Source organism: Microbispora siamensis (assembly GCF_016863095.1).
GTDB lineage: Bacteria > Actinomycetota > Actinomycetes > Streptosporangiales > Streptosporangiaceae > Microbispora > Microbispora siamensis.
The window spans coordinates 1-26972 of record NZ_BOOF01000024.1 but is presented as its reverse complement, the minus strand read 5'-3'; the positions used below and the strand labels follow the sequence as shown (position 1 = coordinate 26972).

General features: G+C 73.4%; 24 protein-coding genes. 9 read left to right on the top strand and 15 right to left on the bottom strand.

All coding sequences use genetic code 11. From position 1 onward, the window contains the following. Window positions 1-155 precede the first annotated feature (155 nt). The 3 genes from Msi02_RS20285 to Msi02_RS20275 all read left to right on the top strand — a co-directional run bounded on the left by Msi02_RS20285 (window position 156) and on the right by Msi02_RS20275 (window position 3210). Window positions 156-1040 (top strand): NYN domain-containing protein, encoded by an 885-nt coding sequence (locus tag Msi02_RS20285; protein ID WP_239108559.1) that lies wholly within the window; start codon window positions 156-158, stop codon window positions 1038-1040. A 158-nt stretch (window positions 1041-1198) separates the two neighbouring features. Further along, window positions 1199-2719, top strand: a complete 1521-nt coding sequence (locus Msi02_RS20280; protein WP_204049792.1) for a DNA-3-methyladenine glycosylase 2 family protein — start codon at window positions 1199-1201, stop codon at window positions 2717-2719. Next, complete coding sequence (locus tag Msi02_RS20275) at window positions 2716-3210, top strand: methylated-DNA--[protein]-cysteine S-methyltransferase (protein ID WP_204049791.1); 495 nt, start codon at window positions 2716-2718, stop codon at window positions 3208-3210. The genes Msi02_RS20280 and Msi02_RS20275 overlap by 4 nt, the downstream gene beginning before the upstream one ends. 33 nt (window positions 3211-3243) lie before the next feature. Here Msi02_RS20275 and Msi02_RS20270 read toward each other — a convergent pair whose 3' ends face one another. From Msi02_RS20270 to Msi02_RS20255, 4 genes are all read right to left on the bottom strand, one after another. Continuing rightward, window positions 3244-4215 carry a hypothetical protein gene (locus Msi02_RS20270; RefSeq protein WP_373308285.1) on the bottom strand — a complete coding sequence of 324 codons (972 nt, stop codon included), beginning with the start codon at window positions 4213-4215 and terminating at the stop codon, window positions 3244-3246. Further along, complete coding sequence (locus Msi02_RS20265; protein WP_204049789.1) at window positions 4203-4865, bottom strand: hypothetical protein; 663 nt, start codon at window positions 4863-4865, stop codon at window positions 4203-4205. Before Msi02_RS20265 ends, Msi02_RS20270 begins: the two co-directional genes overlap by 13 nt. A 128-nt stretch (window positions 4866-4993) precedes the next feature. Beyond that, the gene (locus tag Msi02_RS20260; protein WP_204049788.1) at window positions 4994-8122 is read right to left on the bottom strand and encodes a hypothetical protein; all 3129 of its coding nucleotides are present in this window, start codon (window positions 8120-8122) and stop codon (window positions 4994-4996) included. Further along, window positions 8119-8520 carry a pilus assembly protein TadG-related protein gene (locus Msi02_RS20255; RefSeq protein WP_204049787.1) on the bottom strand — a complete coding sequence of 134 codons (402 nt, stop codon included), beginning with the start codon at window positions 8518-8520 and terminating at the stop codon, window positions 8119-8121. Before Msi02_RS20255 ends, Msi02_RS20260 begins: the two co-directional genes overlap by 4 nt. Window positions 8521-8732: 212 nt before the next feature. Between Msi02_RS20255 and Msi02_RS20250 the strand changes: the two genes are divergently transcribed. Beyond that, window positions 8733-9941, top strand: coding sequence for an RNA-guided endonuclease InsQ/TnpB family protein (locus Msi02_RS20250; RefSeq protein WP_204049786.1), 1209 nt, complete (start codon window positions 8733-8735; stop codon window positions 9939-9941). On the opposite strand, the gene Msi02_RS20245 is transcribed toward Msi02_RS20250, so the two are convergent. From Msi02_RS20245 to Msi02_RS20205, 8 genes are read right to left on the bottom strand one after another with little or no spacing between them, the layout of a single operon-like run. Continuing rightward, a complete protein-coding gene (locus Msi02_RS20245; protein ID WP_204049785.1) occupies window positions 9938-10315 on the bottom strand; it encodes a TadE/TadG family type IV pilus assembly protein in 378 nt (125 codons plus the stop codon). The two genes, Msi02_RS20250 and Msi02_RS20245, sit on opposite strands and share 4 nt — an antisense overlap. A 38-nt stretch (window positions 10316-10353) precedes the next feature. Next, window positions 10354-10803: a TadE family protein gene (locus Msi02_RS20240; protein WP_239108558.1), complete on the bottom strand. Its 450-nt coding sequence runs from the start codon at window positions 10801-10803 to the stop codon at window positions 10354-10356. Then, window positions 10800-11039 carry a hypothetical protein gene (locus Msi02_RS20235; RefSeq protein WP_204049784.1) on the bottom strand — a complete coding sequence of 80 codons (240 nt, stop codon included), beginning with the start codon at window positions 11037-11039 and terminating at the stop codon, window positions 10800-10802. The genes Msi02_RS20240 and Msi02_RS20235 overlap by 4 nt, the downstream gene beginning before the upstream one ends. Further along, window positions 11039-12109, bottom strand: a complete 1071-nt coding sequence (locus tag Msi02_RS43350; RefSeq protein ID WP_239108557.1) for a type II secretion system protein — start codon at window positions 12107-12109, stop codon at window positions 11039-11041. The genes Msi02_RS20235 and Msi02_RS43350 overlap by 1 nt, the downstream gene beginning before the upstream one ends. Next, the gene (locus Msi02_RS20220) at window positions 12106-13038 is read right to left on the bottom strand and encodes a type II secretion system F family protein (RefSeq protein WP_204049783.1); all 933 of its coding nucleotides are present in this window, start codon (window positions 13036-13038) and stop codon (window positions 12106-12108) included. Before Msi02_RS20220 ends, Msi02_RS43350 begins: the two co-directional genes overlap by 4 nt. Next, on the bottom strand, window positions 13035-14354 hold the full coding sequence (locus tag Msi02_RS20215) for a TadA family conjugal transfer-associated ATPase (protein WP_193202413.1): 1320 nt from the start codon (window positions 14352-14354) through the stop codon (window positions 13035-13037). Before Msi02_RS20215 ends, Msi02_RS20220 begins: the two co-directional genes overlap by 4 nt. Further along, complete coding sequence (locus Msi02_RS20210; RefSeq protein WP_239108556.1) at window positions 14351-15142, bottom strand: CpaE/TadZ family protein; 792 nt, start codon at window positions 15140-15142, stop codon at window positions 14351-14353. Before Msi02_RS20210 ends, Msi02_RS20215 begins: the two co-directional genes overlap by 4 nt. 1 nt (window position 15143) lies before the next feature. Then, window positions 15144-15827, bottom strand: coding sequence for a hypothetical protein (locus Msi02_RS20205; protein ID WP_204049782.1), 684 nt, complete (start codon window positions 15825-15827; stop codon window positions 15144-15146). Window positions 15828-16310: 483 nt separating this feature from the next. On the opposite strand from Msi02_RS20205, the gene Msi02_RS20200 reads away from it, so the two are divergent. Both Msi02_RS20200 and Msi02_RS20195 read left to right on the top strand, forming a co-directional pair. After that, window positions 16311-21074, top strand: coding sequence for a type VII secretion EssC family protein (locus Msi02_RS20200; RefSeq protein WP_204049781.1), 4764 nt, complete (start codon window positions 16311-16313; stop codon window positions 21072-21074). Beyond that, complete coding sequence (locus tag Msi02_RS20195) at window positions 21070-21312, top strand: GNAT family N-acetyltransferase (RefSeq protein WP_308441820.1); 243 nt, start codon at window positions 21070-21072, stop codon at window positions 21310-21312. Before Msi02_RS20200 ends, Msi02_RS20195 begins: the two co-directional genes overlap by 5 nt. Window positions 21313-21409: 97 nt before the next feature. On the opposite strand, the gene Msi02_RS20190 is transcribed toward Msi02_RS20195, so the two are convergent. Next, entirely contained in the window at window positions 21410-21682 is a 273-nt protein-coding gene (locus Msi02_RS20190) for a WXG100 family type VII secretion target (protein ID WP_079320176.1), read from the bottom strand. Between the two features lie 134 nt (window positions 21683-21816). Further along, window positions 21817-23304, bottom strand: coding sequence for an MFS transporter (locus tag Msi02_RS20185; protein WP_204049780.1), 1488 nt, complete (start codon window positions 23302-23304; stop codon window positions 21817-21819). A 114-nt stretch (window positions 23305-23418) separates the two neighbouring features. Here Msi02_RS20185 and Msi02_RS20180 point away from each other — a divergent pair, with 114 nt between their 5' ends. Then, complete coding sequence (locus Msi02_RS20180; RefSeq protein WP_204049779.1) at window positions 23419-24387, top strand: LysR family transcriptional regulator; 969 nt, start codon at window positions 23419-23421, stop codon at window positions 24385-24387. 14 nt (window positions 24388-24401) lie between these two features. Then, window positions 24402-25814 (top strand): type VII secretion protein EccB, encoded by a 1413-nt coding sequence (gene eccB / locus Msi02_RS20175; RefSeq protein WP_204049778.1) that lies wholly within the window; start codon window positions 24402-24404, stop codon window positions 25812-25814. A gap of 1 nt (window position 25815) precedes the next feature. On the opposite strand, the gene Msi02_RS20170 is transcribed toward eccB, so the two are convergent. Beyond that, window positions 25816-26358, bottom strand: coding sequence for a hypothetical protein (locus Msi02_RS20170; RefSeq protein WP_204049777.1), 543 nt, complete (start codon window positions 26356-26358; stop codon window positions 25816-25818). A 176-nt stretch (window positions 26359-26534) separates the two neighbouring features. Between Msi02_RS20170 and Msi02_RS20165 the strand changes: the two genes are divergently transcribed. Continuing rightward, window positions 26535-26972: helix-turn-helix domain-containing protein (locus tag Msi02_RS20165; protein ID WP_239108554.1), on the top strand; the 438-nt coding region annotated here is incomplete at its 3' end.

Genomic DNA, 26972 nt, shown 5'->3' with positions numbered 1-26972 from the left:
ATCGCCGGAACAGGGTGTCAACTGGCTCGAGAGTTGGGACTATCTAGAAAGCGGGGGAATATAGTCAGCCGATCAACTAGTGACGAGTCCAGGAGGACACCATGGCCATCCCGGACTTCAGCGCACATGGCATTGCCGCAAAGTATGCCGTTCTCGTGGACGTCGGTTACCTTTACGCGGCCGCCGGTGAAGTTCTCTTAGGCGCCAAGGAGCGTAAGGAGTACCGCGTCGCCGCGGACGAGCTGATCCAGGCGCTCCAGAAGCACGCGCTCGAACGCATCCCGGGTGAGCTGCTGCGCGTCTACTGGTATGACGCCGCCCGCGACCGCGTGCCCACGGTGGACCAGCGTGTGATCGCCCAGCTGCCCTGGGTCAAGGTCAGGCTGGGCAACCTGAACGCGCGTGGCCAGCAGAAGGGGGTGGACGCGCAGATCCGCAGCGACCTCGAGGCTCTCGCCCGCCACCACGCCGTGAGCGACACCGTGCTGATCGCCGGGGACGAGGACATGGTGCCCGCCGTGGAGGCCGCGCAGGCGTACGGCGTGCGCATCCATTTGTGGGGGGTCGAGCCGCCGTTCGGGACCAACCAGGCCGAGCGGCTCGTCTGGGAGTCGGACACCGTCGAGATCCTGAGCGCCGACTTCCTGCGCCCGTTCTTCACCCGGGCTCCGGTGCCCGTGCCCGTGCCGCCCACGCCGTCGCCCGCCCAGGTCTTCGCGGGCCGTACGGTCAAGCCGATGCCGCCGAAGGCGCCCGCCGGCCAGGTCGGCAAGCTGGGCCCGGGCCGGCCGCGCGTGGAGGAGGTCGGCGAGCACGTGGCGCAGAAATGGATACTGACCCGGGGCCGCGACAACATCCGCGACCTGCTGCCGGGCCCGCTGCTGCCCACGGTGATCGACACCGAACTGCTCATCGAGGCCGAGAAGGAACTCGGCCACTCCCTTCGGCCCTACCCTGAGGCGCGCGTGTGGCTGCGCGACGGCTTCTGGGCCCGGGTCTACCGCGAGTTCGACCTCGGGGTCGGCATCTCCAGCAAGTGACTCCGGCGTTCCGATCCGGCGTCCCAGCTCGCGCGGGAGCACTCCAGGCTTCACCGCCTCGGTCTCGCGCGAGACCCCTCCGCCCTGCAGGGGCATCCTGACGGCCGCGTCCGATTTCCGCCAGCCCACATCGATGGCCAGCGCATAACGTCGTGTACGTGACCACACGACAGCTCGACTTCGACGCGTGCTACCTCGCCGTCTCCGCGCGGGATTCCCGCTTCGACGGGCGTTTCTACACGGCTGTCACCAGCACCGGCATCTACTGCCGCCCGATCTGCCCCGCCCGCACCCCCGCCAGGTCCAACGTCCGCTTCTACCGGCACGCCGCCGCGGCCGAGGCCGCCGGGTTCCGGCCCTGCCGGCGCTGCCGCCCGGAGCTCAGCCCCGGCGACCCCGGCTGGGACGTCCGCGCCGACCTGGTCGGACGCGCGCTGCGGCTGATCGACGACGGGGTGGCCGACGAGTCCGGCGTCGCCGGGCTGGCCCGCCGCCTGCACGTGACCGAGCGCCACCTGCACCGCCTGTTCGCCGCCGAACTCGGCACCGGGCCGCTCGCCGTCGCCCGCACCCGGCGGCTGCTGCTCGCCAAGCAACTGCTCACCGAGACCACCCTGCCGATCACCGATGTCGCGTTCGCCGCCGGGTTCGGCAGCGTACGGCAGTTCAACGCGGCCATGAAGGAGTCGTACGGCTTCGCGCCGGGAGAGCTGCGCAAGACCAACGGGCCGATGCACGAGAAGGGGGCTCCGGTCGCCCTCACGACCGGGCTGACCCTTCGGCTCGGCCACCGGGAGCCGTACGACGCGCAGTCGGTGCTGCGTTTCCTCGCCGCCCGGGCGATCCCCTCGGTGGAGGCGGTCTGCCGGTCGGGGGACGACGTGACGGCCTACACGCGGGCCGTGCCGGGCGGCTCGATCACGCTGCGGCCCGCCGCGGGCCACGTCCGGCTGACGGTGCGGACCACCGAGACGCACCTGCTCTCCCGGCTGGTGGCACGCTGCCGCCGCCTGCTCGACCTCGACGCCGACCCCGGGGCGGTGCGGGAGATCCTCGGGGGGACGTCGCTCGCGCCGCTGGTCGCGGCCCGTCCCGGACTGCGCGTGCCGGGAGCGTACGACGGGTTCGAACTGGCGGTCCGGGCGGTCGTCGGGCAGCAGATCTCGGTGGCCGGGGCCCGCACCCTGCTCGGCCGCATCGCCGCCCGGGCCGGCCTGCCCGCCGTCCCCGACCGTTCCGACGGGAACGGGGACCCGGGCGCGGCCCCGGCCGGCCAGGTGTCGTTGCTTTTCCCCACGGCCGACCGGCTCGCCACGGCCGACCTGGACGGCCTCGGGCTCACCACCCGCAGGGTCGCCACGATCAGGGCGCTGGCCGAGGCGGTGGCCTCCGGCGCGATCGACCTCGACGGCGCGGGCGACCCCGCCGACACCACCGCCAGGCTGCTGGAGATCCCCGGCATCGGCCCGTGGACGGCCGGCTACATCGCGCTGCGCGCGCTGCGCGACCCGGACGCGTGGCCCGAGGGCGACCTCGTGCTGCGCAGGACGATGGAACGGCTCGGCATCGCCGCGGGCGAGGCCGAGCGGTGGCGGCCCTGGCGCGCGTACGCCGCGCTCCACCTGTGGAGCCACGCCTCCGACAATTCAGACACCACAGCACAAGGACGCGACAAATGATCATCACGCAGACCGTGCCCACCCCGGTGGGTCCCCTCGCTCTGCTCGCCCGCGACGGCGTGCTCGTCGCGGCCGGTTTCACCGCCGACCCCCACGAGATGTTCGCCCGGCTCTCGCCGTCGCTGCGGGCGCTTCCCCTGCGGGAGGGCGATCTCGGCGACGCGGCCGAGGCCGTGCGGGAGTATCTCGACGGGAAGATCGACGCGCTCGACCGGATCCCCGTCGAGCAGCCCGGCACCCCCACCAGGCAGCGCCTGTACGAGGCGCTGCGCTCCGTGCCCGCCGGGACCACCGTGTCGTACGCGCAGCTCGCGGAGAAGGCGGGGCTGCCCAGGACCGCCGCGCGGGCCGCGGGGTCGGCCTGCGCGCAGAACCTGATCGCGCCGTTCGTGCCGTGCCACCGCGTGCTGCCCTCGACCGGCGGCTACGGCAGCTACTACTACGGCACGCCGGTCAAGGAGTGGCTGGTCGCCCACGAGTCCCGCGCCTGACCTGCCCGCCGGGGTCGAGGTCCGGGGGGCGAGTCATTCCTTGACGATGCTCTGGACCTCTCCGACGGGCACGTCCCTGGTCGCCGCCACCTGGATCGGGTCGTACGCGAAGGGGACGACCTGGCCGCCCTGGTTGCCGTTGCCGACGACGTTCCAGACGCTGGTCACGGTGAGCGTGTAGACCTTGCCCGGCTGGTCGACGGAGGAGTGCCGGTAGGTGACGCCGCAATCCGGTTCGCCCTTCCCGTCCTTGTCGGCGCCCTTCACGTACGGCTTGCCGGTGGTGCCGCATCCCTTGGTGTACACGTCGGCGCGGTCGTCGCTGGTGCCGGACTTGATCTCGAGGTGGTCCGGCGTCGCCGTGACGGTGGCGGACATGACCCCCGGCAGCGTGGCGGTGACGGACCGGGGCGCGGCCTCGGCTCCGTCCAGCCACACCCAGGTCCCCAGGTTGACGTAGCTCTTGGCGTCCGGACTCAGTTTGATCTTCGGCTCCGGCACGGTCAGCGCGGCCCGGGCGATCTGCATGAGCTGCTCCAGCGTGATGCCTCCGGCGGGCGTGGTCCCCTCGGGCACCCACACGAGCGGCTCCAGTCCGGCGGCGCACGACGGTCCGTCCGGGTTGCCGGCATCGTAGGCGACGCCCCACCACTGGCCCTTGTCACCGATCTTGCTGCCGAACTTGCCGAGATCGACGTCGTAGTCCAACCCCGCCTCCACCGCCTGCTTCTTCTGCTGCGCCTGGAGGTTGCGCATGTCGTCGGCCGACGAGTTCGGCTCGTACCAGCAGGGGCGGGGCATCCGGTAGCCGTCGCTCTTGCCGCCGAGCCCGTTGCCGGACAGGCCGATCTTGGAGTTGGTCAGTTTGACGCCGGCCGTGTTGCCGCTCTGGAACGCCTCGCCGTGCGGCCCGACGTCCGGGTCGGCGGCGGCGGGAGGCGCGGACACCGCGAGCATGGCCCCGGCCAGCAGGGACGTCACAGCAATGGCCCTCAACGCAGGCACTCCTTCGCACGCTCGTCCGGATAGTCCGCGTGGCGGTAGAGCCGGATCCGCCAGACGCCGTCGTCGCCGTGCCCCAGGCCCGCGGTCTGCAGGAACACCGCCCGCGGGCGTTTGAGCCAGGCGGGCTGACGGGCCAGCGGGGTGCCCTCCCGGTCGGTCAGCCGCACGCCGGTCAGGTCGACGCAGCCGTCGGCCTCCGCCCCGCGTCCCATGACCGAGGGCACCCGCAGGGCGTAGAGCCTGGCCACGCCCCGGGCCGACTGTTCGTCCTTGAGGAACCCCTGCACCCAGGTGACGGCGTCCATGTAGGCGGACGACTCGGCATCGATCCCCTTCACGTACGACCTGTCTCCGCCTGAGGTGCCGACGGCCCGCCACTGTGCCGTGAAGTCGTCGGCGAACGCCTTGATCACGGCCGACCGCTTCGGATCCGGCTCGTCCGGCCACTCGATCTCGATCGTCAGTCCGGGCGCCGCCGTGACCGTCGCGGTGCCCGCCTGTGGGCCGGGCGTCCCGGAGGCCGCCGCCGCGGCCGGCTCCACGCCCCCGCCCGGGGTGAAGCCGCGGTCCGCGTCCGGCGCGGTGCATGCCGACAGGAGCAGCAGCACGCAGGCCGAGGCGAGCGACGCCGTGGCGATTCCTGGACGCATCACCGGGGTCCTCCGCAGTACGCGATCCCCCGCCGCTATCAAGGTAGGGACGGCCGTCGGCGACGAGCCAGCGCTATGCGCGGATCGGCATGATTCGGAGGGGGACGTCCCTCGCATTGGGGCTCCGATCAGGCGAGACGTGAGGTTCTGAGGTTCGTCGGGTTTCTGAGGTCTCCCGGGGTTCTGAGGTCCGGAGAGACGGTCCGGCGCCAGTCGGGCAGCAACTCGTCGATGAGCGCCTCCGTCTCCGGCGCCATCCCGCCGCCGTACGGGTGGGAGGTGGCGCGGCGCAGCAGGCCGTCGACGACCGCCCGCAGCCGGACGGGCTCCCCGGTGGCGTGCGCCGCCCTGAGCAGGTCGCGCCACAACCCCTCGTCGTCCGCGGCGAGCAGCAGCCCGGCCCGGGCCGCCGCCACCGCGCCGTGCGGGTCGTGGCGGGCCAGCCGTATCTCGCACAGCGCGTGGGCGGCGTCCGCCACCCAGGCCGTCACGTCGTACTCCAGGGGGTCGGCCGCCAGCCAGGCGTACCGGTCGGGCGGCCTGCCGTTCAGCAGCGGGCCGCGCACCAGCTTCAGTGCGCGCTCCAGCAGGCTCGCCTCCATGTCGCCGGACCTGAGGGCACCGGGGTCGGCGGCGTCCGCCCACTCGCCGGCCTGCCGTACGAGGTCCTGGAACAGCCGCCAGTCCGTACGGATCTCCGGGCCGAGCCGCAGGCGCCCGGACCGGTCGAGGAACAGGTGAGGGCGTCCCTCGGAGTCGCGACCGAGCCACTCGGCGACCCGGGCGATCGTGGCGTCGCGCACCGCGAGCTGCACGCCGCGCGGCCACAGCACGCCGGTCAGCACGGCCGGGTGGACTCCGTCCGGGTGCGTCGCCAGGTAGACGACGAGTTCGTGGGCGAGGGCCGCCCTGCCCTCTTCGAGGGGGTTCACCGGGCTGATCTCGATCGGGCCGAGGATGCGCACCTCGATGGCGGGCGGCTCCTCGCTCAGCCGCTCCATCACCGGGGTGAGCGGCTCGCCCTCATGCTGCCGGGCCGTGCGGAACAGGCTGATCACGGCGTCGTAGTGCCGGCGCGGCAGCAGGTGGGCCTCGATGTCCAGGCCCAGGGCGTCCACGCGGGCCCGGCCGTCGTCGGTGACGTCCCACGTCCAGGTGGCGTGCGGCACCTCCCCCGCGATCACGAAGCCGCTCGCCGTACGCCTGCCCTTGCCGAGCAGCGCCAGGCGGCGCGCCTCGTCCTCGTCGGGCCGGATGGCCGACAGGAGGTAGTGCGGGGTGTAGGCCGGGTCGGCCACACGGCTGTGGACCCGTCCGGTCAGCACGTCGCCGTCGTAGCGGGCCCGCTCCTCGAACTCCGGCAGCACCTCGGCCAGGCTGCCCGCCGTCCTGATCCGCTCCGGCGCGAGCAGGGTCAGCTCCTCGCCGAAACCGACGAGAGTGATCCGCATCTCGTCGGACCACCGGTTGGTCGCCAGTTCGACGGCGAGCGCCGACAGCGCGGCGACGGTGTGCGCCCCGGTGATCGCGATCACCCCGTGTGCGGCCTCCAGGTCCACCAGGACCCGGCCGCCCTGCCCGGTGCCGAGCGAGACCAGCCCGGGATAGGGCGCGGGCACCCCGGCCAGCACGTGCTCGTCGATGCGACGCCCCTCGTGGGCCGGAAGACGCCACACCTGCCCGTCGTCGCAGGCCTCCCACGGCTCGGGCGCGTCCTGTTCCGCCGGGTGGATCCACAGGTCGAGGCCCCGGTTGGACAGGTGGACCGCGTAGATCGTCGGCGGGCGCCGGTCGGCGTCGGCCAGCAGGCGTCCGAGCAGGCGCAGGCCGATGTCGAGCATGCGGCTGCCGGGGGCGTCGGCGCCGAGACGGATGGCGACCTCGGCCTCGGCGGCGTCTCCGCGCGGCCGGGCGATGCGCCGGCCGAAGGCCCTGCGCCACAGTTGCTCCCGCCGCCTGCGGCCGAGCAGGGCCAGCAGCCCGGCCGCCGCCAGCGTCGAGGCCGCCAGGTAGTCGGCGAGGACCGGGCCGCCCTGCCGCTCCCCGGTCTCCTCGCCGGCGGTCTGGTGGCCCGCTTCCGTGGGCGCGATCGCGGGCTTGACGGTGGTCGTGATGATCGGACGCGGGGTGGGCGTCGCGCTGGCGGTGGCGGGCGTGTCCTTCGCCTCGCCGGTGCGGCCCCTCGGCTCCGACGGGGTGTCCTGCGGCATCGCGGGGGGCGGCAGCACGATCCCCGGCTTGCCCGGCTCACCCGGCTTGCCCGGCTCGGGCGTCACGCTGCCCCGCTCGTGGCCCGCGTCGCCGCCGGTCGCCCCTCCCCCGGCGTAGTGGGTGTCGCCGTCGAGTTCGGCGGGCGCGTGGCGGTGCTCCTTCAGGATCTCCGGCCTGTCCTCGTCCACCGGCACGACGTGGACGTTCCTGGCGTCGTCCGGCATGTCGAGCACCCAGCCGGGACGGATGAGGTCGGCCATGTGCAGCCGGCTGCCGTCGGGCTGCTCCTTGTGCTGGTTGAGCCGGTAGATCTCCGGATAGCGGCGCCCGTCCCCCAGGCACTTCTCGGCGATCTCCCACAGGCTCTCGTGGTGGCGCCCGTGCGGAGGCTGGACCACGTAGACCTTCTTGACCTCCCTGGCGTGCAGGGCCGGTCGCTCCGCATCGGTCTGCGGCACCGGCGCCGACAGCGCCGCGACCTGCGGCCTGATCGGGGCCGGGGCGCCCGCGCGGGCGATGGGCACCGCCACGGCGGTCGCGGTGAACAGCAGCAGCACGGCGGAGACCAGGCGGTTCGCGAGCGCCTGCGTGCCGCCCGACAGCGGCACCCGGGCCGGCATGCCGACCCGCCGCAGCGCCGCGTAGACCTCGACGACCACGCACAGGAACAGCTGCAGCCAGGCCAGCCACACCAGGAGGATCAGGATCGCGATGATCGTCTCGGGGCCGACCTGGCTGGTGAACAGGTCCGCGTTCAGCAGGTCACCGCTGATGGGCGGACCGGCCAGCCGGAGCAACGCGTACGGCACGCCGCCCACCAGGCCCACCAGCGCGACCAGGGCCGCGAGGCCGGCGAGGACGTCCCCGGCCGTACGCCGGGTCCGCAGCCGTACGGGCCGGTCGTCGTGCCAGTGCTCGGGCGCCCGCTGCGGCCCCAGCACGGACGGCATGCCCTCGGCGCGCGGTCGCGGGCCCCGCCCGGGCTCCCGCTGGGCCTCGCGGTGGAACTCCTCCCGCCGTCCGCCCGGCGGCCGTGTCCCCGTCACGCCTCCCCCGGATCAGGAGCGGCCGTGGCCTCGGCCTCCATGTCGGAGCCGGCGAAGCCCAGCGCGGACAGGAAGAAGGCGTCCCAGTGCACCGACACCGCCACCGTGACGTCCGCCTGGCCGCCGCCCACGCTGCACTCGGTCATGCGTACGCCGTCGGCCCCCTGGTCCGCCGTGATCTTCTCGGCCTCGCCGCACACCGCGCCCTCGTCGGCGAGCAGCCGCACCTGGCCGGTGGCCCGCAGGGTCTCGACGTCGATCTGGTCGGCGGCGGCGCGGGCGGCCTGCTCGGCGATGTCGGCGGCCTTCAGGCGGGCGTTCATGGCGGCCCCACCGTCAACCAGCAGCCCGGCCAGCAGGAACACCACCCCCGAGAAGAGGACCACGAACACCGACATGGAGCCCCGCTCCCCGGACCGCCCTCGTGCGGCCGATCGCGCCGCATGCGGGCTCACCGGATCCTCCGGAGGAAGCCCGGTTTATCAGGGCCGGGAGGAATCCGGACCCGGCAGGGGGTGGCCCGGCGAAGCCGGGACAGCCCAGAGCGCCAAGCGCTCACGACTTTGCTCCTTCCGCTGACGGCCAGGCAAAGCGCTCGTAAAATCCGAACATGCGTACGGCGTACAAGGTGCGGATCTACCCCACCCCGGAACAAGCTGCGGTGTTGAACCGCACGTTCGGCTGTGTACGCCTGGTGTGGAACAGGGTCCTGGCGTGGCGGCAGGCCCGCTACCGTGCCGAGGGCGTGACAACCTCGTATGCGCAGACCGACCGGTATCTGACCGAGTTGAAACGCGACGGCGGCCATGACTTCCTGTACGAGGTGTCCAGCGTCCCGTTGCAGCAGGCGTTGCGGCACCAGCACACCGCGTTCGTGAACTTCTTCGCCGGACGCGCCAAATACCCACGGTTCAAGTCCCGCCATGGCCGCCAGTCGGCGACCTACACCCGCTCGGCGTTCCGCTGGCGCGACGGGCGACTGCACCTGGCGAAGATGGACGACCCGATCGCATTGGTGTGGTCCTGGCCCCAGGTCGACCCTGCCACGATCAACCCGACCATGGTGACCGTCTCCCGCGACAGCGACGGCCGCTGGTACGCCTCCATCGCCGTGGAGACCGAAACCGGGCCCGAGCCGGTGCCCGCCACCGGCGGCCAGGTCGGCATCGACCTCGGCGTGACCTACTTCGCCGTCCTGTCCACCGGCGAGAAGATCCCCAACCCGCGCCATCTGGAGCGCAAGGCGCGCAATCTGGCCCGCTACCAGCGGCGCATGGCCCGCAAACAGCGCGGCAGCAACAACCGGGCCAAGGCCAAGGCGAAGGTCGCCCGAGCCCACACCAAGGTCCGCGACGCCCGCGCTGACTTCCTGCACAGAACCAGCACGCGGCTGGTTCGCGACCACGAGCTGATCGTGATCGAGGACCTCAACGTCAAAGGCATGGTGCGCAACCGGTCCCTGGCGCGTGCCATCTCCGACTGCGGTTGGGGGGAGTTCCGCCGCCAACTGGAGTACAAAACCGCGCGTACCGGGCGGCGGTTGGTTGTGACCGACCGCTGGTACCCCAGTTCGAAGACCTGCTCGGCGTGCGGGCACCTGCTCGCCACGCTCAGCCTTTCCACCCGGCACTGGACGTGCCCGGGATGCGGCACCCGGCACGACCGGGACGTCAACGCCGCCAAGAACATCCTGGCCGCTGGTCGAGCGGTGTCTGCCTGTGGAGCTGACGTGAGTCCGCAAGGGTCCTCCCTTCGGCGGTCGGCGGTGAAGCAGGAAGCCCAGCCCGTGAGGGCGGGAATCCCGGTCCTTCAGCTTTAGGGCCGGGAGGAAGTCAACCTCCGATACCGTTCGAGCGGCACCACCGAGGTGCCCGACATCTGCTTGGCGGCGCCGAACCCGAGGAAGTCGAGGTTCAGCTCGCAGGTCACGGTCATCCGGACGAAGCCGTCCATTTTCCACTCGCTGCCGGACATGTCCACCTGCGGCGAGCAGTCGCCGGAGAGCGAGGCCTCGGCGGCCTCCTTCGCGGCCGACTCGGCCTCCGCCTCGGTGCGCTGCACGGAGGCGGCCCTGGCGGCGTCCCGCGCGGCCCCGTTGACCTCTCCCTGGGCCTCCACGATCCGGCCCGCGCCCACGAGGAACAGCAGGAAGAGCAGGAACAGCGGGGCCAGCATGACCGTCTCGGCCGTCATCGACCCGCGCTCCCTGTCCGCTTTCCGGCCCCGGCCGGTCATTCGCAGCCGTCCGAGCCGTCGTCGGGGCGGAAGCACTCGATGGGCCCGCCGAAGCGTGACGTGATCGTGAAGGTCATCTCGGGCAGCAGTGGCACCACCTGGACGGCGCTGCCGGTGACCTCCACGCCGCGCTGGTCGCCCTGCTCCCACGCCTGCGCCTGGGCGTTCTTCAGCAACTGCGGCCCGATCGCCTGCACGATCTGCCGCGCCTTGCCCTCGGCCGCCTCCTGCCAGCCGTCGGAGCCTCCCGCACGGGCGATCCGGGCGCCCTCCCGCGCCGCGGCGTCGGCGACCTGGCGGCCGTGGAACCAGAGCGTGACCTGGACGATCAGCAGCACGACGGCGAGCACGATCGGCATGAGCATGGCGAGCTCGATCACCGTGGCGCCCCGCTCGCCACGCCGGCCCCGCCCGCGCCGCTCGACCCGCCCGCCCCGCACGCTCACTGCCCGGCGTTCCCGCCGGCGCCGCCGCCGGAGCCGCCGCCGCTGAAGCTGTTCTGGATGTCGGACTGCTTCTGCTCGACCAACTGCTTGATCAGCGTGGCCAGACCGAGCGCGACTCCGGCGATGATGGCGGTGATGATCACCCATTCGACCGCGGAGGCTCCCCTGGACGGGGCGTTCCTGGCGCGGTCGAGCCGTACGTGGAGCACGGCGATCAAATAGTGGAACCAGAGCATCAGGCCCCCAACATCTTCATGGCTGCGGGAAAACTGAGGAAGATCACGAAGCCCGCGCACAGCAGGAGCTGGGCGACGAGCATCGACTGGGACCGCTCGCCCGCCTTGCCCTCGACCTCCGCGAGTTCGCGGCGGCGGAGGGTGGCGGCGCGGGCCGTGAGGGAGGCGCGGACCTTGGCGCCGTCGTCGGCCACGAGCCCGAGCGCGGCCGACAGGTCGCGCAGCTCGTCCACGTTGATCTCGTCGCCGAGCTGGCCGAGGGCCTGCCAGGGGGTGATGCCGACGATCCGGGCGTTGGCCAGCGCCTCGCGGATACGCTCCATCGCCCAGTTGGCGCCGGGGGCGGGACCAGCGCCGTTCGCGGCCCCGGTGGTGCCGGCGGAGGCGGCACCGTGGACGGCGCCGTGCACAGTGCCGTTCGCCATGCCATGCACCGTGCCGTTCACGGTGCTGTTCACGGTGCCGTTCAGCGCGCCTGGCGTGGTGACGGGACTGCCCACGGCGACCGCCATCATCAGCGCCTCGGGCACGCCCCTGCCGCCCGCGAGGTTCATCGACACGAGGTCGAGGAAGGCGCCCACGGCGTGCCGGAAGTCCCGGCGCCGTACGGCGGCGTCCCGGCGGATCTGCGCGTCGGGCAGCAGGAAGAAGATCACGCAGACGACGAGGGCCGACCAGAGCGGCACCTGCACCGAGACGCCCCACCCCATCAGCGCGAGCCAGCCGACGAGGAGCGGGAACGCCAGCAGGCCCGAGACCCCGAGCAGCAGCTTGGTCGCGAGGAACCCCTCGAACGACTTGCCGAGCAGCGCGAGGTCGGCCTTGACCGACCGCGCCTCCCACCCCCGCGCCGCGTAGAACCGGGCCAGCCGCAGACCGAGCATGCGGCGGAACTCGCTGACGTCCTCCTCGGGCGCGATCAGCGGCGCCCGCGGCACGCCCTTGCCGTCGCGGGCCTCGTCGAGCGCGGCGAGCCGGGCGGTCAGGCCGGGCCGGGGCGGGAACAGCGCCCGCATCAGCAGGAAGAGCCCGAGTCCGAGCACGGCTCCGCAGAGCACCGTCGTGATCACCGGATCACCTCCGCCGGGGGCTGCGCCTGCGCGACCGCCCCGGGCCGCGGGCGGTGGTAGGGGGCGAGAATCCTGGCCGGCTTGTCGAAGCGGGCGAGCCGCCGCATCCAGGCGAACCCCGCGCCGAACAGGCCCGCCACCACGACGAGCACGGCCTGGCCGAGCACGGAGTTGTACTCCTCCACGTACGAGCGGTTGAAGACGACCAGAGCGGCGGCGAAGGCGAGGGCGGTGCCGACCACGATCTGCACGCTCTTGCGGGTGGACCTGCGCTCGGCCTCCACGCGCCGGCGCATGTCCAGCTCCTCGCGCGCCGAGACCGCCAAGGCCGACAGCACGTCGCGAAGGCCCGGCCCGCGCAGCCGCGAGTTGAGGATCAGCGCCGCCACGACGAGGTCGGCCGAGGTGTCGTCCAGCTCGTCGGCGAACATCCGCAGCGCGTCGGCGAGCGGCATCCGCGTGTGCAGCCGGTCGACCAGGGCCCGCAGGTGGGGTTGCAGCATGGGGGCCGCGGCCCGGATCGAGGAGGGGATGGCCTGTTCGAGACCGGCCGCGCCGGCGATCGTGTCGCGCAGCGACTCCGTCCACGCCGCCAGGCCCTCGAGGCGCCGCATCGCGGCCCGCTCCTCCGCCGCGCCGCCGGTGAAGCCCCGCCAGGCCAGGACCAGCAGTACGGCTCCCGCCGCGATGACCGGCCAGCCGGTCACCACCAGCACCACGACACCCGTCACCGCCGCGATCGCCGACCTCGTGGACAGGGTGCGCAGCAGGCGCATCCGCTCGGCCCGGCCGTCCGGCGTGGCCGGGCGGGGGCGCAGGCCGTACAGGGCCAGGGCGAGCAGGAAGAGCCCGCCGCCCGCCGCGGCCCCGGCCAGGAGCACCAAGGGGTCGAGGACGCCGGGAGGCAGCGCCGGCAGCAGGCCGCTCATCGCCACGCTCCCCGCGCCGGGTCGTATCCGTGGGCGGCCAGTTCGTCGGCGCAGGAGATCGGGGCGTGCGGCACCAGGTAGTCGCCCGCCATGGCGAACACCTCTGAGGACAGCACCCGCCCGTCGCAGCCCGTGACCTCCCGCACGCTGGACACATAGCGCCGCAGGGTGCCTCCCCGGTGGTAGTCGTTGCGCTTCTCGATGAACACGACGAAGTCGATGGCCCCGGCGATGAGCATGTGGGTGGCCTCGATCGGCAGTCGTTCCTCGGCCTGCAGCGCGTACGTCGCGATGCGGTTGAACACCTCCATGCTGGAGTTGGCGTGGATCGTCGACAGCGACCCGTCGTTGCCCTGGGTCATCGCGTTGAGCATCGTGACGATCTCGTCGCCCAGCACCTCGCCGACGATCACGCGCGAGGGGTTCATGCGCAGCGACCGCCGCACCAGCTCGGCCATCGTGATCTCGCCCTGCCCCTCGGCGTTGGGCAGGCGGTGCTCGAAGGCCACCGCGTTCGGGTGCAGCTCGGGGAACTGGTCCAGCCCGAGCTCCAGCGCCCGCTCCACCGTGATCAACCGCTCGTGCGGCGGGATCTCGTTGGCCAGTGCCCGCAGCAGCGTGGTCTTTCCCGCGTTCGTCGACCCCGCGATCATGATGTTCTTCCTGGCGGCCACGGCGGCGGTGAGGAAGCGGCCCAGCTCGGGGGTGAGCGTGCCGTTCCCGACGAGGTCGCTGAGGAACACCTTGCCGAGGCGGGCGCGGCGGATCGACAGCGCCGGCCGCACGGTGACGTCCATGACGGCCGACAGCCGGGAGCCGTCCGGCAGGCGCAGGTCGAGCTGCGGGTTGGCGGTGTCGAACGGCCGCGACGACAGGCCCGAGTACGCCGCGAGGATCTGGATCAGCTCGATGAGCTCCTCGTCGGTCTCCGCGACGGGGTCGTGCATGAGCTCCTGGCCGTCGGCGTAGCCGACGAAGACCCGGTCGCAGCCGTTGATGTCGATGTTCTCGACCTCGGGGTCGTCCAGCAGCGGCTGAAGGCGGCCGACGCCGAACAGCGCGGCGTGGATGCCCGCCGCCAGCGCCTCCTCCTCCTCGGCCGTGGGCGGGGTGCGGCCCACGCCGATCTCGCTCCGCGCGTGCTCCTCCAGCACCTGCGCGATCAGCGCCCGGGCGAACTGCCGCTCGTCCTCCCCCGACATCGGCGGCACGCCGCTCGCCTGGTCGAGCCGCCGCTGGTGCGCCAGCCGGTCGCCGACCTCCTGCCTGAACCGCTTCACCAGACCGTGGTCGACCGGCCGCCGCTGGGAGTTCACGACCGCACCTCCGGCTCCCTCTTCGCCGTCCTGCCGATGGTCGGCGGCGCCGTCTCGCCGCCCGCGGCCAGCTGGGTGGCCAGACGCGTGGCCAGCTCCCTGGCCGTACGGATCAGGAGGCTGCGGTCGAGCCGCCCGCCCCACTGGCCGCGCAGCAGTTCCGCGCCCTTCGGGTCGTAGGCGAGACCGCCGACGAAGGCGACGTCCCAGCCGGAGACGATGCGCCGGATCTCCTCCAGTGACGACCGGTACGACCGGGGGTCGGCGATCACCACGATCCCGACCTTCCGTCCGATCAGCGACAGCCGTTCGCGCAGGTGGGCGACGTGGTCGAGGCTGGCCCTGGTGAACAGCACCACCTGGTCGGCCTCGGCCACCAGGTCGCCGATCTGGGGGTGCAGCCCGAGCCGGCCGCAGTCGGCGAGCACGTCGGCCTGCGGCAGGGCGGCGAACGCCCGGCCGAGCGGGCCCCACAGCCAGGTGAGGCCGGCCGCCTGCTCGCCGTTGGTCAGGCCGGCCAGCACGTCGAGGCCGCCGACGAGCCTCTGCGTGTGCTCGTAGATCAGCTCGGTGTGGAGCCCGCGCCGAGCGACCGCGCCGAGGCTGAGCAGGCCGCGCCCGGGGTTGAGCACGCTGCCGTCGTCGCCCGGCAGCCGGTAGGCGAGGTCGCCGCCGGAGGGGTCGCACTCGGCCAGCAGCACCGGGCGGGGCCACACGGCCCCGAGGGCGGTCGCCGCGGTGGTCACGCCGGGCGCCCCCTTGTCGGCGGCGAGCACGATCAGCGCCACGTCACTTGACCCCCGGAAGCGTGACGAGGGCGATCTCCCCGCTGGACGCGTATTGCGCGATGGTCGGCGCTATCGAGGTGTCGACGACGATCGTGACCAGCCCGCCGCCGGACCGTCCGGAGGACGCGCTCTCCACCCGGGCGGCGGTCGCCAGCACCTTCTGCTGGGCGGTGCCGGACCCCCGGCCGGCCGACGGCACGTAGATCACCTGGACGACGTCGCTCCACTTGAGGTCGGTGGGCATCTGGCCGGCCTTGAGCGACAGGCCGACCTTGGCCTTGCCCGGCCCGACCTGGTCGGTCGTCGTGGCGGTCATGCGCTGGGTGAGCAGCGTGCCCGGCAGCAGCGTCACCGCGGCGTACGTCGTGGCCACCTGGTCCTTGAACCGCCAGGGGACGTAGTCGACGCCAGTGTCGGCGATCTGCACCTCCCGCATCGCGGATTGCGGGATGAGCTGCCCGGCCCCCACCTGCTGGGTGATCTGCACGGCCGAGACGCGGTCGCCGCTGCGCATGACCAGCAGCGTGGTGGCCAGCGCGCCGCCCAGGATGAGGAGGACGGCGAGCGCGGCGAGCGCGGGCTTGCGCTCCCTCGGCGGGACGGGCAGCTTCCGCGCGGCCGGCCCGGACAGGCCCGGCCGTGCGGGTGCCCGGCCGTCCTGCGACGTCTTCTCGCTGATCCTCATGGGTGGGGGACTCCCAGGGATGAGGGCGCCCTTCTGTTTTCGGGCCGCTCGAATGTGTTTACGGTCTTGCCGTTTGTTGCGAATTCACTCCATTATGGCCAGCTTGCGCCGCCATAAGTGGCGCGAACTGGCGACCCATGCTTATCCGTTAGGAATACGCCTGTCAACGGGAGTGGATCTATCGCCATATCGACACAAGGCTTTACTGACACGAAATTTCGTGATAGTACGTTTGCACTTCTTTCCCCGTTGTCACATCATTCACACTGTTCGCGTCACGGCGGGCGGCAGGCATGTCGTACGAAGGGCGCGATGACAGGCACCTTTACTTATTCCGGGAAACGCCCAGATGAGCGCGGGCGGCACGGCTACGGTGTCCTCGCGGGCCGCGCCGCCCGCGCACCCGGAGATCTTCACGGGGACGCCCCGGGATGAAACGCTTTCCGCGAGGCCGCCGCACAACCGCCTTCTGGGAGTTCGCGCATGCGGATAACGCTCACCGTGGTCAGCGAGGACGGCCGCCGCGACGTGCTGGTCGAGGGCGACGAGAACACCACGGTCGCCGCCCTCGCCACGGCGCTCGACGGCACCGCACGCCCGGCCAACGTCGTACGGCTCCCGCACGCCCGCGCGCCGTACGACCTGGACCGGGGCGACCGGCAGGCCCGGCCGTCCGGTGAGGTGAAGCTGTGGGTCGACGGCCGGCCCGTCGACCCGGACGCGCCCGTTTTCGGCCTGCTCAGAGATGGCGACCTGGTGGCCGTGGACGGCCACGCCGCCGCGGCCACGGTGACCGAGGAGCCCGGCGGGCCGGCCGAACTGCGTGTGGTCGGCGGCCCGGGCGCGGGGGCCGTCCACCGGATCGGGCTCGGGGCGCACACGATCGGCGCCGACCCCGCGTGCGCGATCTCCGTACCCGACCCGAGGATGCCGCCGGTCGCGCTGGTGGTGCGGCTGTCCCCCGGCGCGGTCACCGTGGAACCCGCGACACCCGCGGCCTCCGCAGGCGATCCGGTGGCCCGGCTGGAGGGCGAGCCGCTCACCGAGGCGGTGGCGTGGCCGGCCGGGGGCATGCTCGCCTGCGGCGGCTCCGTGTTCGCCCTGGGGCCGGTCCTGCCGCCGGACGCCCACCTCGACGCACTGCCGGACGGCGGGCTCGCCTACAACCGGCCACCGCGCCTCCAGCGGCCCGAGCGGCAGCGGCGCTTCACCGTGCCCGCCGAGCCCAAGCGGGGCGAGGGGATGCGGCTGCAACTGCTGGCCGCGCTGCTGCCCGCCGTGCTCGGTGTGGTCATGGCCGCCGTCACCCACACGTGGTACTACCTGCTGATCGCGTTCATGACGCCGCTGATCATGATCGGGCAGTGGGTGAGCGACCGCAGGCACGGCAGGAAGAAGCACCGCCGGGCGGTCAAAGCGTACCGCGAGCGGATGGCCGCCTTCGAGGAGGAGGTGGCCCGCGCGGTGCGGCAGGACGAGGAGGCCAGGCGTGGCGGCGCGCCCGACCCGGCCGAGGTGCTGCTCACCGCGACCGGGCCGCGCCGCCGGCTGTGGGAGCGGCGCGTGCACGACCACGACGCGCTGCGGCTGCGCGTGGGGCTGGCCGACCTGCCCGCCGACCTGGAGTTCGAGCCCGAGAGCGGCACGCCCCAGGACGCGCCCCGCCGGGAGCCGCCCACCTGCCACGACGTCCCGGTCGCGCTGGTCATGCGGCGTCTCGGCGTGGCCGGGCTCACCGGGCCCAGAGACGTGGCGCTCGGCTGCGCCCGCTGGCTCGTCGGCCAGGCCGCCGCCCTGCACAGCCCGCGCGACCTGGCCATCGTCGTGTTGTCCGCCAACGCCGACGGCGCCGGGCAGTGGGGCTGGGTGCGCTGGCTGCCGCACTGCGCGCCCGACGCCGCCGCCCGCGGCGGCGCCCTGTCGTCCGACTGCGCCGCGCTCGTCGGCGCCGACCCCGAGGCCGCCGCGCGCCGGGTCGCCGAACTCGCCGCCCTGGTGACGGAACGGCTCGACGCCGAGAACGGCTCGGGGCCCTACCCGGGGGTGCCGCGCGGCACCCGCCTGTCCGGCGGCCCGGCCGGCTGGGACGACCTGGGGCGCGCGAGCGGCAACCGGCCGGCCGAGCCGGCCTTCGCGGCCTACGACGAACGGCCGTTCGACGTGCTCGTCGTGCTCGACGGCGCGCAGGTGCTGCGCGGCCTGCCCGGCATGCCGCAGGTGCTGCGGCAGGGCCCGCGCGCCGGGGTCTACACGATCGCCATCGACGACGACGAACGGCTGCTGCCCGAGGAGTGCGCGACGGTCGTGTCCTGCGACCGCGAGGGCGGGGTGCGCCTCCACGGCGGCGGGCTCGACCCGATCACCGGCATCCGCGCCGACCGGGTCTCGCCGTCCTGGGCAGAACGCCTGGCCCGCGCGCTGGCCCCGCTGCGCGACGTGAGCCGCGACGACCCCTCGGCCGCCCTGCCCGACGCGGTCCGCCTGCTCGACCTGCTCGAGGTGTCCCTCGACCCCGCCGCGCTCGCCGAACGGCAGGGCCGTACGACCCGGGCCCTGATCGGCGTGGGGCCGGAAGGCCCGTTCGAGGTGGACCTGAGCAGGGACGGACCGCACGCCCTGGTCGCGGGCACGACCGGCGCGGGCAAGTCGGAGCTGCTCCAGACGCTGATCTGCTCGCTCGCGGTGGCCAACCGGCCCGACGAGATGACGTTCGTGCTGATCGACTACAAGGGCGGCGCGGCCTTCAAGGAGTGCGTACGGCTCCCGCACACGGTCGGCATGGTGAGCGACCTCGACGGCCACCTGACCCAGCGGGCCCTGTCGTCGCTGGCCGCCGAGATCCGGCGCAGGGAGCGCCTGCTGCTGGACGCGGGGGCCAAGGACATCGAGGACTACCAGCGGGCGCGCGGCGCCACCTGGGTGCTCGGCGCGGGCGGCGTCCGGCGGGCGCGCGGCGGCGGAATCTTCGCCGCCCCGGTGCCGGAGAGCGCCGGGAGCAAGGACCTGCCCCCGCTGCCCCGGCTCGTGCTGATCATCGACGAGTTCGCCGCCCTGGTCGCGGAGCTGCCCGACTTCGTGGAGGGGCTGGTCGACATCGCGCGCAGGGGCCGCTCGCTCGGCATCCACCTGATCCTCGCCACCCAGCGGCCCGGCGGCGTGGTGACCGCCGACATCCAGGCCAACACCTCGCTCAGGATCGCGCTGCGGGTCACCGACGCCAACGAGTCGGCCGACGTCATCGACGTGCCGGACGCCGCCCACATCTCGCGGACGACGCCCGGCCGCTGCTACGTGCGGGCCGGCTCCGCAGCGCCCGTGGCGGTGCAGACCGCCAGGATCGGCGGCCGCACCCCACATCCGCGCAGTCCGGGGGCGGCCGACGCGGGAGAGGACGTCCGGGTGCTCGACCTGCCCTGGCAGGCACTCGGCCATCCGCTGCCCGCTCCGCCCGCCCAGACGGCGAGCGGCTCCGACCTGGCCCTGCTCGTGGACGCGCTACGGGAGGCCGGGAGCGACATGCCCCGGCAGCCGAGCCCGTGGCTGCCGCCGCTGCCCGACCAGGTCGTCCTCGATGTCGGGACCGCGCACTCTCCCTGCGGCCTGCTCGCGGGCGCCGGGCCGTACCGACCGGGGGCCGAGGAGGTGCCGCCGCTGCCGTTCGGCGTGACGGACCTGCCGTGGGAGCAGGGCCGGCGCCCGCTCACGCTCGACCCGCGGCACGGCGGCCACCTGCTGATCGCGGGCGGCGCGCGCAGCGGCAGGTCCAGCGCGCTGCGGACGATCGCGGGCTCGATCGCGGCCGGCGCCTCCCCCGAGGACGTGCACGTCCACGCCGTCGACTGCGGGTCGGGCGCGCTGCTGCCGCTGGTCGCGCTGCCGCACTGCGGGGCGGTCGTCACCCGCGACCAGCTCGACCGGGTGGAGCGCCTGCTGACCCGCCTGCGCGCGGAGGTCGGGCGCCGCCAGCACCTGCTGGCCGAGGCCGGGTACGCCTCGCTGGCCGAGGCCCGCGCCGCCGCCCGGTCGCGGGCCGCGCGTGACCGGGCGGGCGTGGGCGCGCTGCCCTGGCTGGTGCTGCTCGTGGACCGCTGGGAGGGGTACGTCGCCGCGTTCGAGAACTACGACTACGGGCGGCTGGTCGACGCCATGCTGCAACTGCTGCGGGAGGGACCGGCCGTGGGGCTGCGGGCCGTGGTCACCTCCGACCGGTCCGGCCTGCTCGGGCAGATCTCGACCGTCTTCGAGGACCGGCTCGTGCTGCGGCTCGCCGACCCCGCCGACTACGGGCTCGCCGGACTGCCGATGCGCGACCTGCCGAGCGTCATGCCTCCGGGCAGGGCCCTGGCCGTGGGCGAGCACGGCCTCGTGGAGAGCCAGATCGCGCTGCTGTGCGACGACCCCTCCGGCCCCGCGCAGGTGGCCGTCCTGCAGGAGCTCGCCCGTACGGCGGCGGCGCGGTTCGGCGGCTCCGACCTGCCCGGGAAGTGGGCCTGGCCGTCGGAGCCGCCGCTGCGGGTGGACGCGCTGCCGATGCGGATCACGGCGAGCCAGGCGCTCGACCTGGCGCCGTCGCACGAGCCGCCGTCGGCCCTGTGGGCGCTGCTCGGCGCGGGCGGCGACGCCCTCACCCCGATGGGCGTGGACCTGCAGGGCCAGGGGCCGGCCGCCGTGATCGCCGGACCGCCGCGCTCGGGACGGTCGTCCGCGCTGGTCACGGCGGTGCGCTCGCTGCTCGACCGGGGCACGCCCGTGCTCGTCGTGACCCCGCGTCGCAGTCCGCTGCGCGACCTCGCCGGGGCTCCGGGGGTGCTCGCCGTGCTGGACGGCAACGCCAGAAGCGTGACCGGGGGCGGCGCGGACGACTTCGGCGGCCTGCCGGGCGCGCTCGACCCGCTCGCGCTGGTCGCCGGGCACGAGCGCTACGTGGTGGCCGTGGACGACGCCGAGCTCATCTCGCCCGACTCCGCGCTCGGCCTGGCCCTGGACGAGATCCTGCGCACCGGGCGGGACGGCGAGCACGGCCTGCTCGTCGCCGGGGCCACGGGCGACCTGGCGACGGCCTACCGGGGGTTCGCGGCCGAGGCGCGCAAGGGCAGGACCGGCCTGCTGCTCAACGTGCAGAGCCCCGCCGACGGGGACCTGTTCGCCGTACGGCTGCCGCGCGGCGCCGTCGGCGGGCCTCCCGGGCGGGGCCTGCTGGTCGTCTCGGGCACCGCGACCCCGATCCAGGCCGCGGTGCCGGATTGAGCCGCTGCACATCGACCTGCTCCACGGCCACCAGCGCGCCGGGCACGGCCGCGCGCTGATGACGGCCTTCCTCCACGCCCTCGCGGCGAAGGGCGTGCCAGCCGTGCAGCTGAGCATGCTCACCGTCAACACCCGCGCCCGCGCCTGCTACGACCGGCTGGGCTTCCACGAGATCCCGGTGCCCGACCCCCGCCCCGTCACCTATCTCGGCCGCTCGACCGAGCCGCCGGTGACATGAGGCCGCCGGTCACATGATCAGGCCGGTCGCATGAGAAGGCCGCCGGACCGCCATGGCACTCATGGCGGTACGGCGGCCGGCGGTCTGCGAGTGCCGGTCAGCGGGTGGCGGACTCGATGTTGCCGCGGTAGGTCGTGATGACCCGGGAGGCCTCGTTGAGCTCTTCCGCCATACGCTGGAACGCCGCCCGGTAGCTCTGCCAGGCGTCGTGGAAGCGCTGCGCGCCGGGGCCGGTCCAGGCGGTGCCGACCTTGGCCGCCTCACGGTCGAGGTTGGCCATCGTGGCGCGAACCTGGTCCGCCTGCTGGCTGAACTGCGCGGCCATGCTCTGCATCTCCGCGGGGTCGCCGCCGAGCAAGCTGTTACCCATTCAGTCACTCCTTCATCGACAAAGGGGCCGCCCTCACCGTAAATCGTTTGTCAATCTTGTGAACCCCTTATGCCGAGCGGCTATATCGAAGGCCGGGAGAATCTGGCTTTTCCACCGCTCTATTCCCCTTTTTCCTAACGCCCGGAAAGGCGTCCTCCGGAGGATGGGTACAGCGAGACCACGACGACGGCGAGTACGGCCACGACGACCGCGACGACCCGGAAGCCGTCGGACGCTGCGTGGGTGAAGGCGGCCACGAGACGGGCGTCCGTCCCCTGCTCCGCCAGAGACCGCAGGGACCGGCCGGGCGCGTAGGCGGCCATGCGGCCGGCCAGGAGCGTGCCGAACACCGCCACCCCGAACGCGCTGCCGACCTCGCGGGCGGCGCCGTTCAGTCCTGAGCCGGCCCCGGCGCTGGCCGCCGGGAGCCCGTTGAGTATGGACGTGGACAGCGCGGGCAGGGACAGGCCCATCCCGGCCGCCATGGCCACGAGGACGACCGCGTAGACCGCGTACGGCATGGCCGCGTCCGCGTACGAGAGCAGCCACAGACCGAGGACGAGCAGAGCGGCACCGGCCGCGACGACAGGGCGGGAGCCGTGACGGCGCACGAGTGCGGGGCTGATCCGCGAGACCACCAGCATGCCGACGGCCAGCGGGCCCACCGCCACGCCCGTGACCAGCGGGGAGAACCCCTTGGCGTACTGGAGGTACTGCGCGTTGACGAAGAACAGGGCGAACAGCCCGAAGAACGTCACCGTGACACCGAGGACCCCCGCCGCGACCGCCCTTGAGGCGAACACGCGCGGGTCGATCACCGGGTGGGCCGCCCGCAGCGCGTACCAGGCGAAGCAGGCGAACGCGACGACCGCCAGGACGAATGCGCCGAGCACGAGGGCGTCGCGCCAGCCGCGCTCCTGCCCCTCGATGATGCCGGTGAGCAGCGCGGCGAAGGCGAGGACGAGCAGCGCGGAGCCCGCCGGATCCAGGCGCCCGGCGGCGCCCCCCGCCGCGCTCGGCGCTCCGTGACGGGGAGCGACGCGCGCGGCCAGCGCCAGCAGGGCGAGCGCGACCGGCGCCATCACCCAGAACAACCCCTGCCAGGGCAGATACTGCAGCACCAGGCCGCCGGCGAGGTTGCCCACGATGCCCGCCGCTCCCGTGGCCGCCGTCCACACGGCGATCGTGTGCGCACGCCGTTCCGGCGGGGCGGCCTGCAGGCTCATGGACAGGGTGGCCGGCATGACGAGCGCCGCGCCCACGCCGGTGACGACTCGGCCCGCGACGAGAACGGGCACGGCGGGGGCGAGCGCGGCGACGACGCACCCGGCCGTGTAGACGGCGAGGCCCGCGAGCAGCACCCGCCTGCGGCCGAAACGGTCCCCGGCCGCGCCCGCGGAGATGAGCAGGCAGGCGAAGACGAGCACGTAGGAGTCGACGATCCACAGCAACTGGCTCGGCGACGGGTGCAGCGAGCCTGCCGTCAGTTTGGGCACGGCCAGGTTGACGGCGGCGACCAGCGACACCGCCATGATCACGCAACTGGACATCGCGGCGAGCACTGACCCGGGCCGGGCCGTGTCCGCCCGCGGCGATCGCGCGCCGGTGGAAATGATGGTCATCGAAGACCCTTCGGTCGGTCGGAAGTGTGATCGCGGCGGCCACCGGCGAGACCAACGTAAGCTGGCCCCACTCTTGCCTTCAAATGCAACTTCGACACGGGACAAGTGCACGCCATGCATTCACGCCTCGATCTCAACTTGCTGGTCGCGCTCGACGTCCTGCTGGACGAGGAGAGCGTGAGCGGCGCGGCGTACCGACTCCACCTGTCGGGCCCGGCGATGAGCCGGACGCTGGCCCGCATCCGCCGGGCGCTCGGCGATCCGGTCCTCGTGCGCTCGGGTCGCACGATGGCCCCGACCCCCTACGCGCTGGCGATCAGGCCGGAGGTGCGGGAGATCGTGGAGCGGGCCGGGGCGCTCTTCCGCACCCGCCCCGACTTCGAGCCCGGCCGGCTGGAGCGCTCCTTCTCCCTGCTGACCGACGACACGCTGGTCGCCGTGCTGGGACCGCTTCTCCTCGACCGGGTGCGGCGGGCCGCGCCCGGCGTCTCGCTGCGGTTCCTGCCGGAGGGCCGCGATGACCACCGCGCGCTGCGCGACGGCCTGGCCGACCTCGCGATCGGGGTGGTCGGCGAGCAGACCTCGGACACCCGCGCCGAACCGCTGCTCACCGACGACAACGTGGGCGTCGTACGGCGCGGCCATCCGCTGCTCGACGGCGAGATCACGCCGGAGCGGTACGCGGCGGCCGACCACGTGACGGCCTCCAGGCGAGGGCTGCCGCACGGCCCCATCGACGAGGCGCTCGCGTCTCTGGGGCTGACCCGGCGCGTGGTGGCGTCGGTGCCCACCTTCTCGGTGGCGCTGCTCATGGCCGCGCACACCGACCTCGTGGCACGCTGCGGGCGGTCGCTGCACGCGCCCCTGGCCCAGCGGCTCGACCTCGCGGTGTTCGACATCCCGCTGGACCTGCCCCGGCTGCCGGTGACACAGACGTGGCACGCGCGGCACGACGCCGATCCGGCCCACCGATGGCTGCGGCGGGAGATCGGGCACGTCGCGCGGGCCCTGACGGCGAACGGCGATCAGAAGGGAGATCACAAGGGCGCCGGGGATGAATATGCTGGCTCCCATGCCGTCTGACACGGAGAGGTGACGTGCAGACCCGGAAGGACCTCTACCAGGCATACCGGCTGATGCAGCAGCGCCTGGGCCAGGCGCTGCTGCAGGGAGAGCCGGACGTCGCGGAGTCGCCGATGCGGCGGCACACCCTGGCCACCTTCTGCGGGGTCCTGCTGTCGGTGCTCCTGCTCGCCGTCTTCGGGATCTGGGGTGTGATCAAGCCGGGCGGCGCCACCAAGCTCACCCAGCCCGGCCAGCTCCTCGTCGAGCAGGACACCGGCGCGACCTACGTCTACAGCCAGCAGGAGCGCGTGCTGCTCCCCGTGGCGAACTACGTCTCCGCCCGGCTGCTGCTCGACACCGCCGACGTGACGGTGCGCGACGTCTCCGCCGCCTCGCTGGCCGAGCTGCCGCGCGGGCCGCTCGTCGGCATCCCCGGCGCGCCCGACTCGCTGCCGGCCAAGGACAAGCTGGTGCACGGGCCGTGGTCGGTGTGCGTGGTGGACGGCCCCGACGCCACCGGGGCGCCCCGGCCGTACGTCACGCTCGTGGGCGGCGTGGACGTCGGCGGCAGGCCGCTCGGCGGCGGCGCCATGGTCGTGGACGACGGCCGGCAGAAGTGGGTGATCTGGGGCGACCGGCGGATGCGGGCGAGCTCCAGCGCGGTGAGCGCCCTGAACGCCCAGCCTCGGAAGGTGCCCGCGACCTGGCTCAACGCCATCCCCGAAGGCCCCGACTTCAGCGGCCCGAAGGTGCCGCACCTGGGCAGGAAGGTCCGGGGGCCCGACGGGAAGGTCACGGCCGCGGTCGGGCAGGTCTTCACCGTGCCCGGCATCGGGGGCGCCCCCGCCCGCTGGTACGTCCTGCTGTCCGACGGCCTCGCGCCGATCACCCTCACCCAGGCCACGCTCATGCTGGCCGACCCGGCCATCAAGGCGGCGTACGGCAAGCGCGCCCCGCGGGCCGTCCCGATCGACGCGGCCACGGCCAACGCGTCGCTCTCCAAGCAGAGCGTGGTGGGCGGCGGGATGCCCGAGACGATGCCCACGATGACCTCTCCCGCCTCCAGCACGCCGCTGTGCGCGGTCTACGCCGGCACCCGCGGCGGCTCGACCCGGGCGACGGTGACCGTCGGCTCCTCGATCGCGATCCCCACGCCCAGGACCCCGGGCGGCCAGGAGACCTTCGACCAGGTGCTGCTCCCGCCGGGGACGGCCGCGGTCGCCGGCCTGCTGCCGGGAGAGGGACAGCTGGGGTCGATCACGAACTACTTCCTGCTGACGGACCAGGGCCGCAGGTTCGCGATCGCCTCGGCCGACCTGCTGCCGAAGCTCGGCTACGACGCCACCGACGCCACGCCGGTGCCCGCGCACCTGCTGCATCTCATCCCGGAGGGCCCGGCGCTCGACCCGGCCGCCGCCCGCGTGCCCGTGCCGCTCGGCAAGTAGGTCAGCCGTTGAGGCGGCGGAAGTCGTCCAAGTTCTGCTGGTAGAACGCGATGTCCTCGGCCAGCCGGTCGCGCAGGAAGCATTCGGGCTCCGCCTCGCGGGCGGCCAGCCCCGCCTCGGTCCAGAACGCCTCCGCGGGCACCTCGTCCTCGCCGGGCGGGATGAACTTGAGCGCCTCCCCCAGTGCGTCCCTGGCCGCCTCCCAGCCGCTCACCACCCGCTGGAAGAGCCTCTCGTCTCCCGGCTCCTCGGTGTACTCCAGGTCGTCGGCGAGCGCGCGGCGCGCGTACCCGGCGCCGGCGAGCCGCCACTGGCCGGGGTCGATCAGCTCGGACAGGCCGACGCCGAACCGCTCCCCCTCGTCTCTGGCCTCCGCCTCGCTCGCGTACGGCACGAGCACCTCGACCCCGCCGGACCGGACCGTCCACGCCTCGGGTCCCTCGACCGGCGGCTCCTCCTGACCGGCCTCGTCCACGGTGAGCGCGAGATACAGCCGGGCCTCCGCGAGCGTCCGCGCGTACGGGATCGGCACTGCCTGCTCCATCAAAGTCTCCCGAGGGTACCGTCGCCTTGGGGCGACGGGGGAATCGGGAGCGGGAGGGCCGCCAGGGCCTGAGCGTGCTCTGACCTGCGTGGTCCGCGCATCACAGATTTCCTTCCGGGTTTTGTCGGTGCCTTCCAATAGCGTGATGATCTGATTACCGAACGTTGGAGGTGGGCGTGCGCAGGTCGTTCAAGTTCCTGCTGCGCCCCACCCGTAAGCAGGCCGCCGCGCTCACGCAGTGCCTGCACGACCACCGGGAGCTTTACAACGCCGCCTTGGAGCACCGCCGTACGGCCTACCGTAGAGCCGGGGTGACGGTCCGGTACAGCGACCAGTCGGGCGAGTTGAAACACATCCGCGCCCACGACCCCACCGGTCAGGGCCGATGGTCGTTCTCCTCCCAGCAGGCCACGCTCCGCCGGTTGGACAAGGCGTTCGCGGCGTTCTTCACCCGCATGAGAGCCGGGCACACGCCGGGGTTTCCCCGGTTCAAAGGGCGGGGCCGGTTCGACACCGTGACCTGGCCCAAGGACGGCGACGGCTGCCGGTGGGACTCCCAGCCCGAAAACCCGGGCGCGACCTACGTGCGGCTGCAGGGCATCGGGCATGTCCGT

Bases quoted from the DNA above. Each gene is read 5' to 3' on its own strand.
- Msi02_RS20170 (WP_204049777.1), bottom strand. From the start codon at position 26,358: ATGGAGCAGGCAGTGCCGATCCCGTACGCGCGGACGCTCGCGGAGGCC.
- Msi02_RS20190 (WP_079320176.1), bottom strand. From the start codon at position 21,682: ATGGGTAACAGCTTGCTCGGCGGCGACCCCGCGGAGATGCAGAGCATG.
- Msi02_RS20205 (WP_204049782.1), bottom strand. From the start codon at position 15,827: ATGAGGATCAGCGAGAAGACGTCGCAGGACGGCCGGGCACCCGCACGG.
- Msi02_RS20275 (WP_204049791.1), top strand. From the start codon at position 2,716: ATGATCATCACGCAGACCGTGCCCACCCCGGTGGGTCCCCTCGCTCTG.
- Msi02_RS20180 (WP_204049779.1), top strand. From the start codon at position 23,419: ATGCATTCACGCCTCGATCTCAACTTGCTGGTCGCGCTCGACGTCCTG.
- Msi02_RS20265 (WP_204049789.1), bottom strand. From the start codon at position 4,865: ATGCGTCCAGGAATCGCCACGGCGTCGCTCGCCTCGGCCTGCGTGCTG.
- Msi02_RS20220 (WP_204049783.1), bottom strand. From the start codon at position 13,038: ATGAGCGGCCTGCTGCCGGCGCTGCCTCCCGGCGTCCTCGACCCCTTG.
- Msi02_RS20185 (WP_204049780.1), bottom strand. From the start codon at position 23,304: ATGACCATCATTTCCACCGGCGCGCGATCGCCGCGGGCGGACACGGCC.
- Msi02_RS20200 (WP_204049781.1), top strand. From the start codon at position 16,311: ATGCGGATAACGCTCACCGTGGTCAGCGAGGACGGCCGCCGCGACGTG.
- Msi02_RS20250 (WP_204049786.1), top strand. From the start codon at position 8,733: ATGCGTACGGCGTACAAGGTGCGGATCTACCCCACCCCGGAACAAGCT.
- Msi02_RS20255 (WP_204049787.1), bottom strand. From the start codon at position 8,520: ATGTCGGTGTTCGTGGTCCTCTTCTCGGGGGTGGTGTTCCTGCTGGCC.
- Msi02_RS20235 (WP_204049784.1), bottom strand. From the start codon at position 11,039: ATGCTCTGGTTCCACTATTTGATCGCCGTGCTCCACGTACGGCTCGAC.
- Msi02_RS20245 (WP_204049785.1), bottom strand. From the start codon at position 10,315: ATGACGGCCGAGACGGTCATGCTGGCCCCGCTGTTCCTGCTCTTCCTG.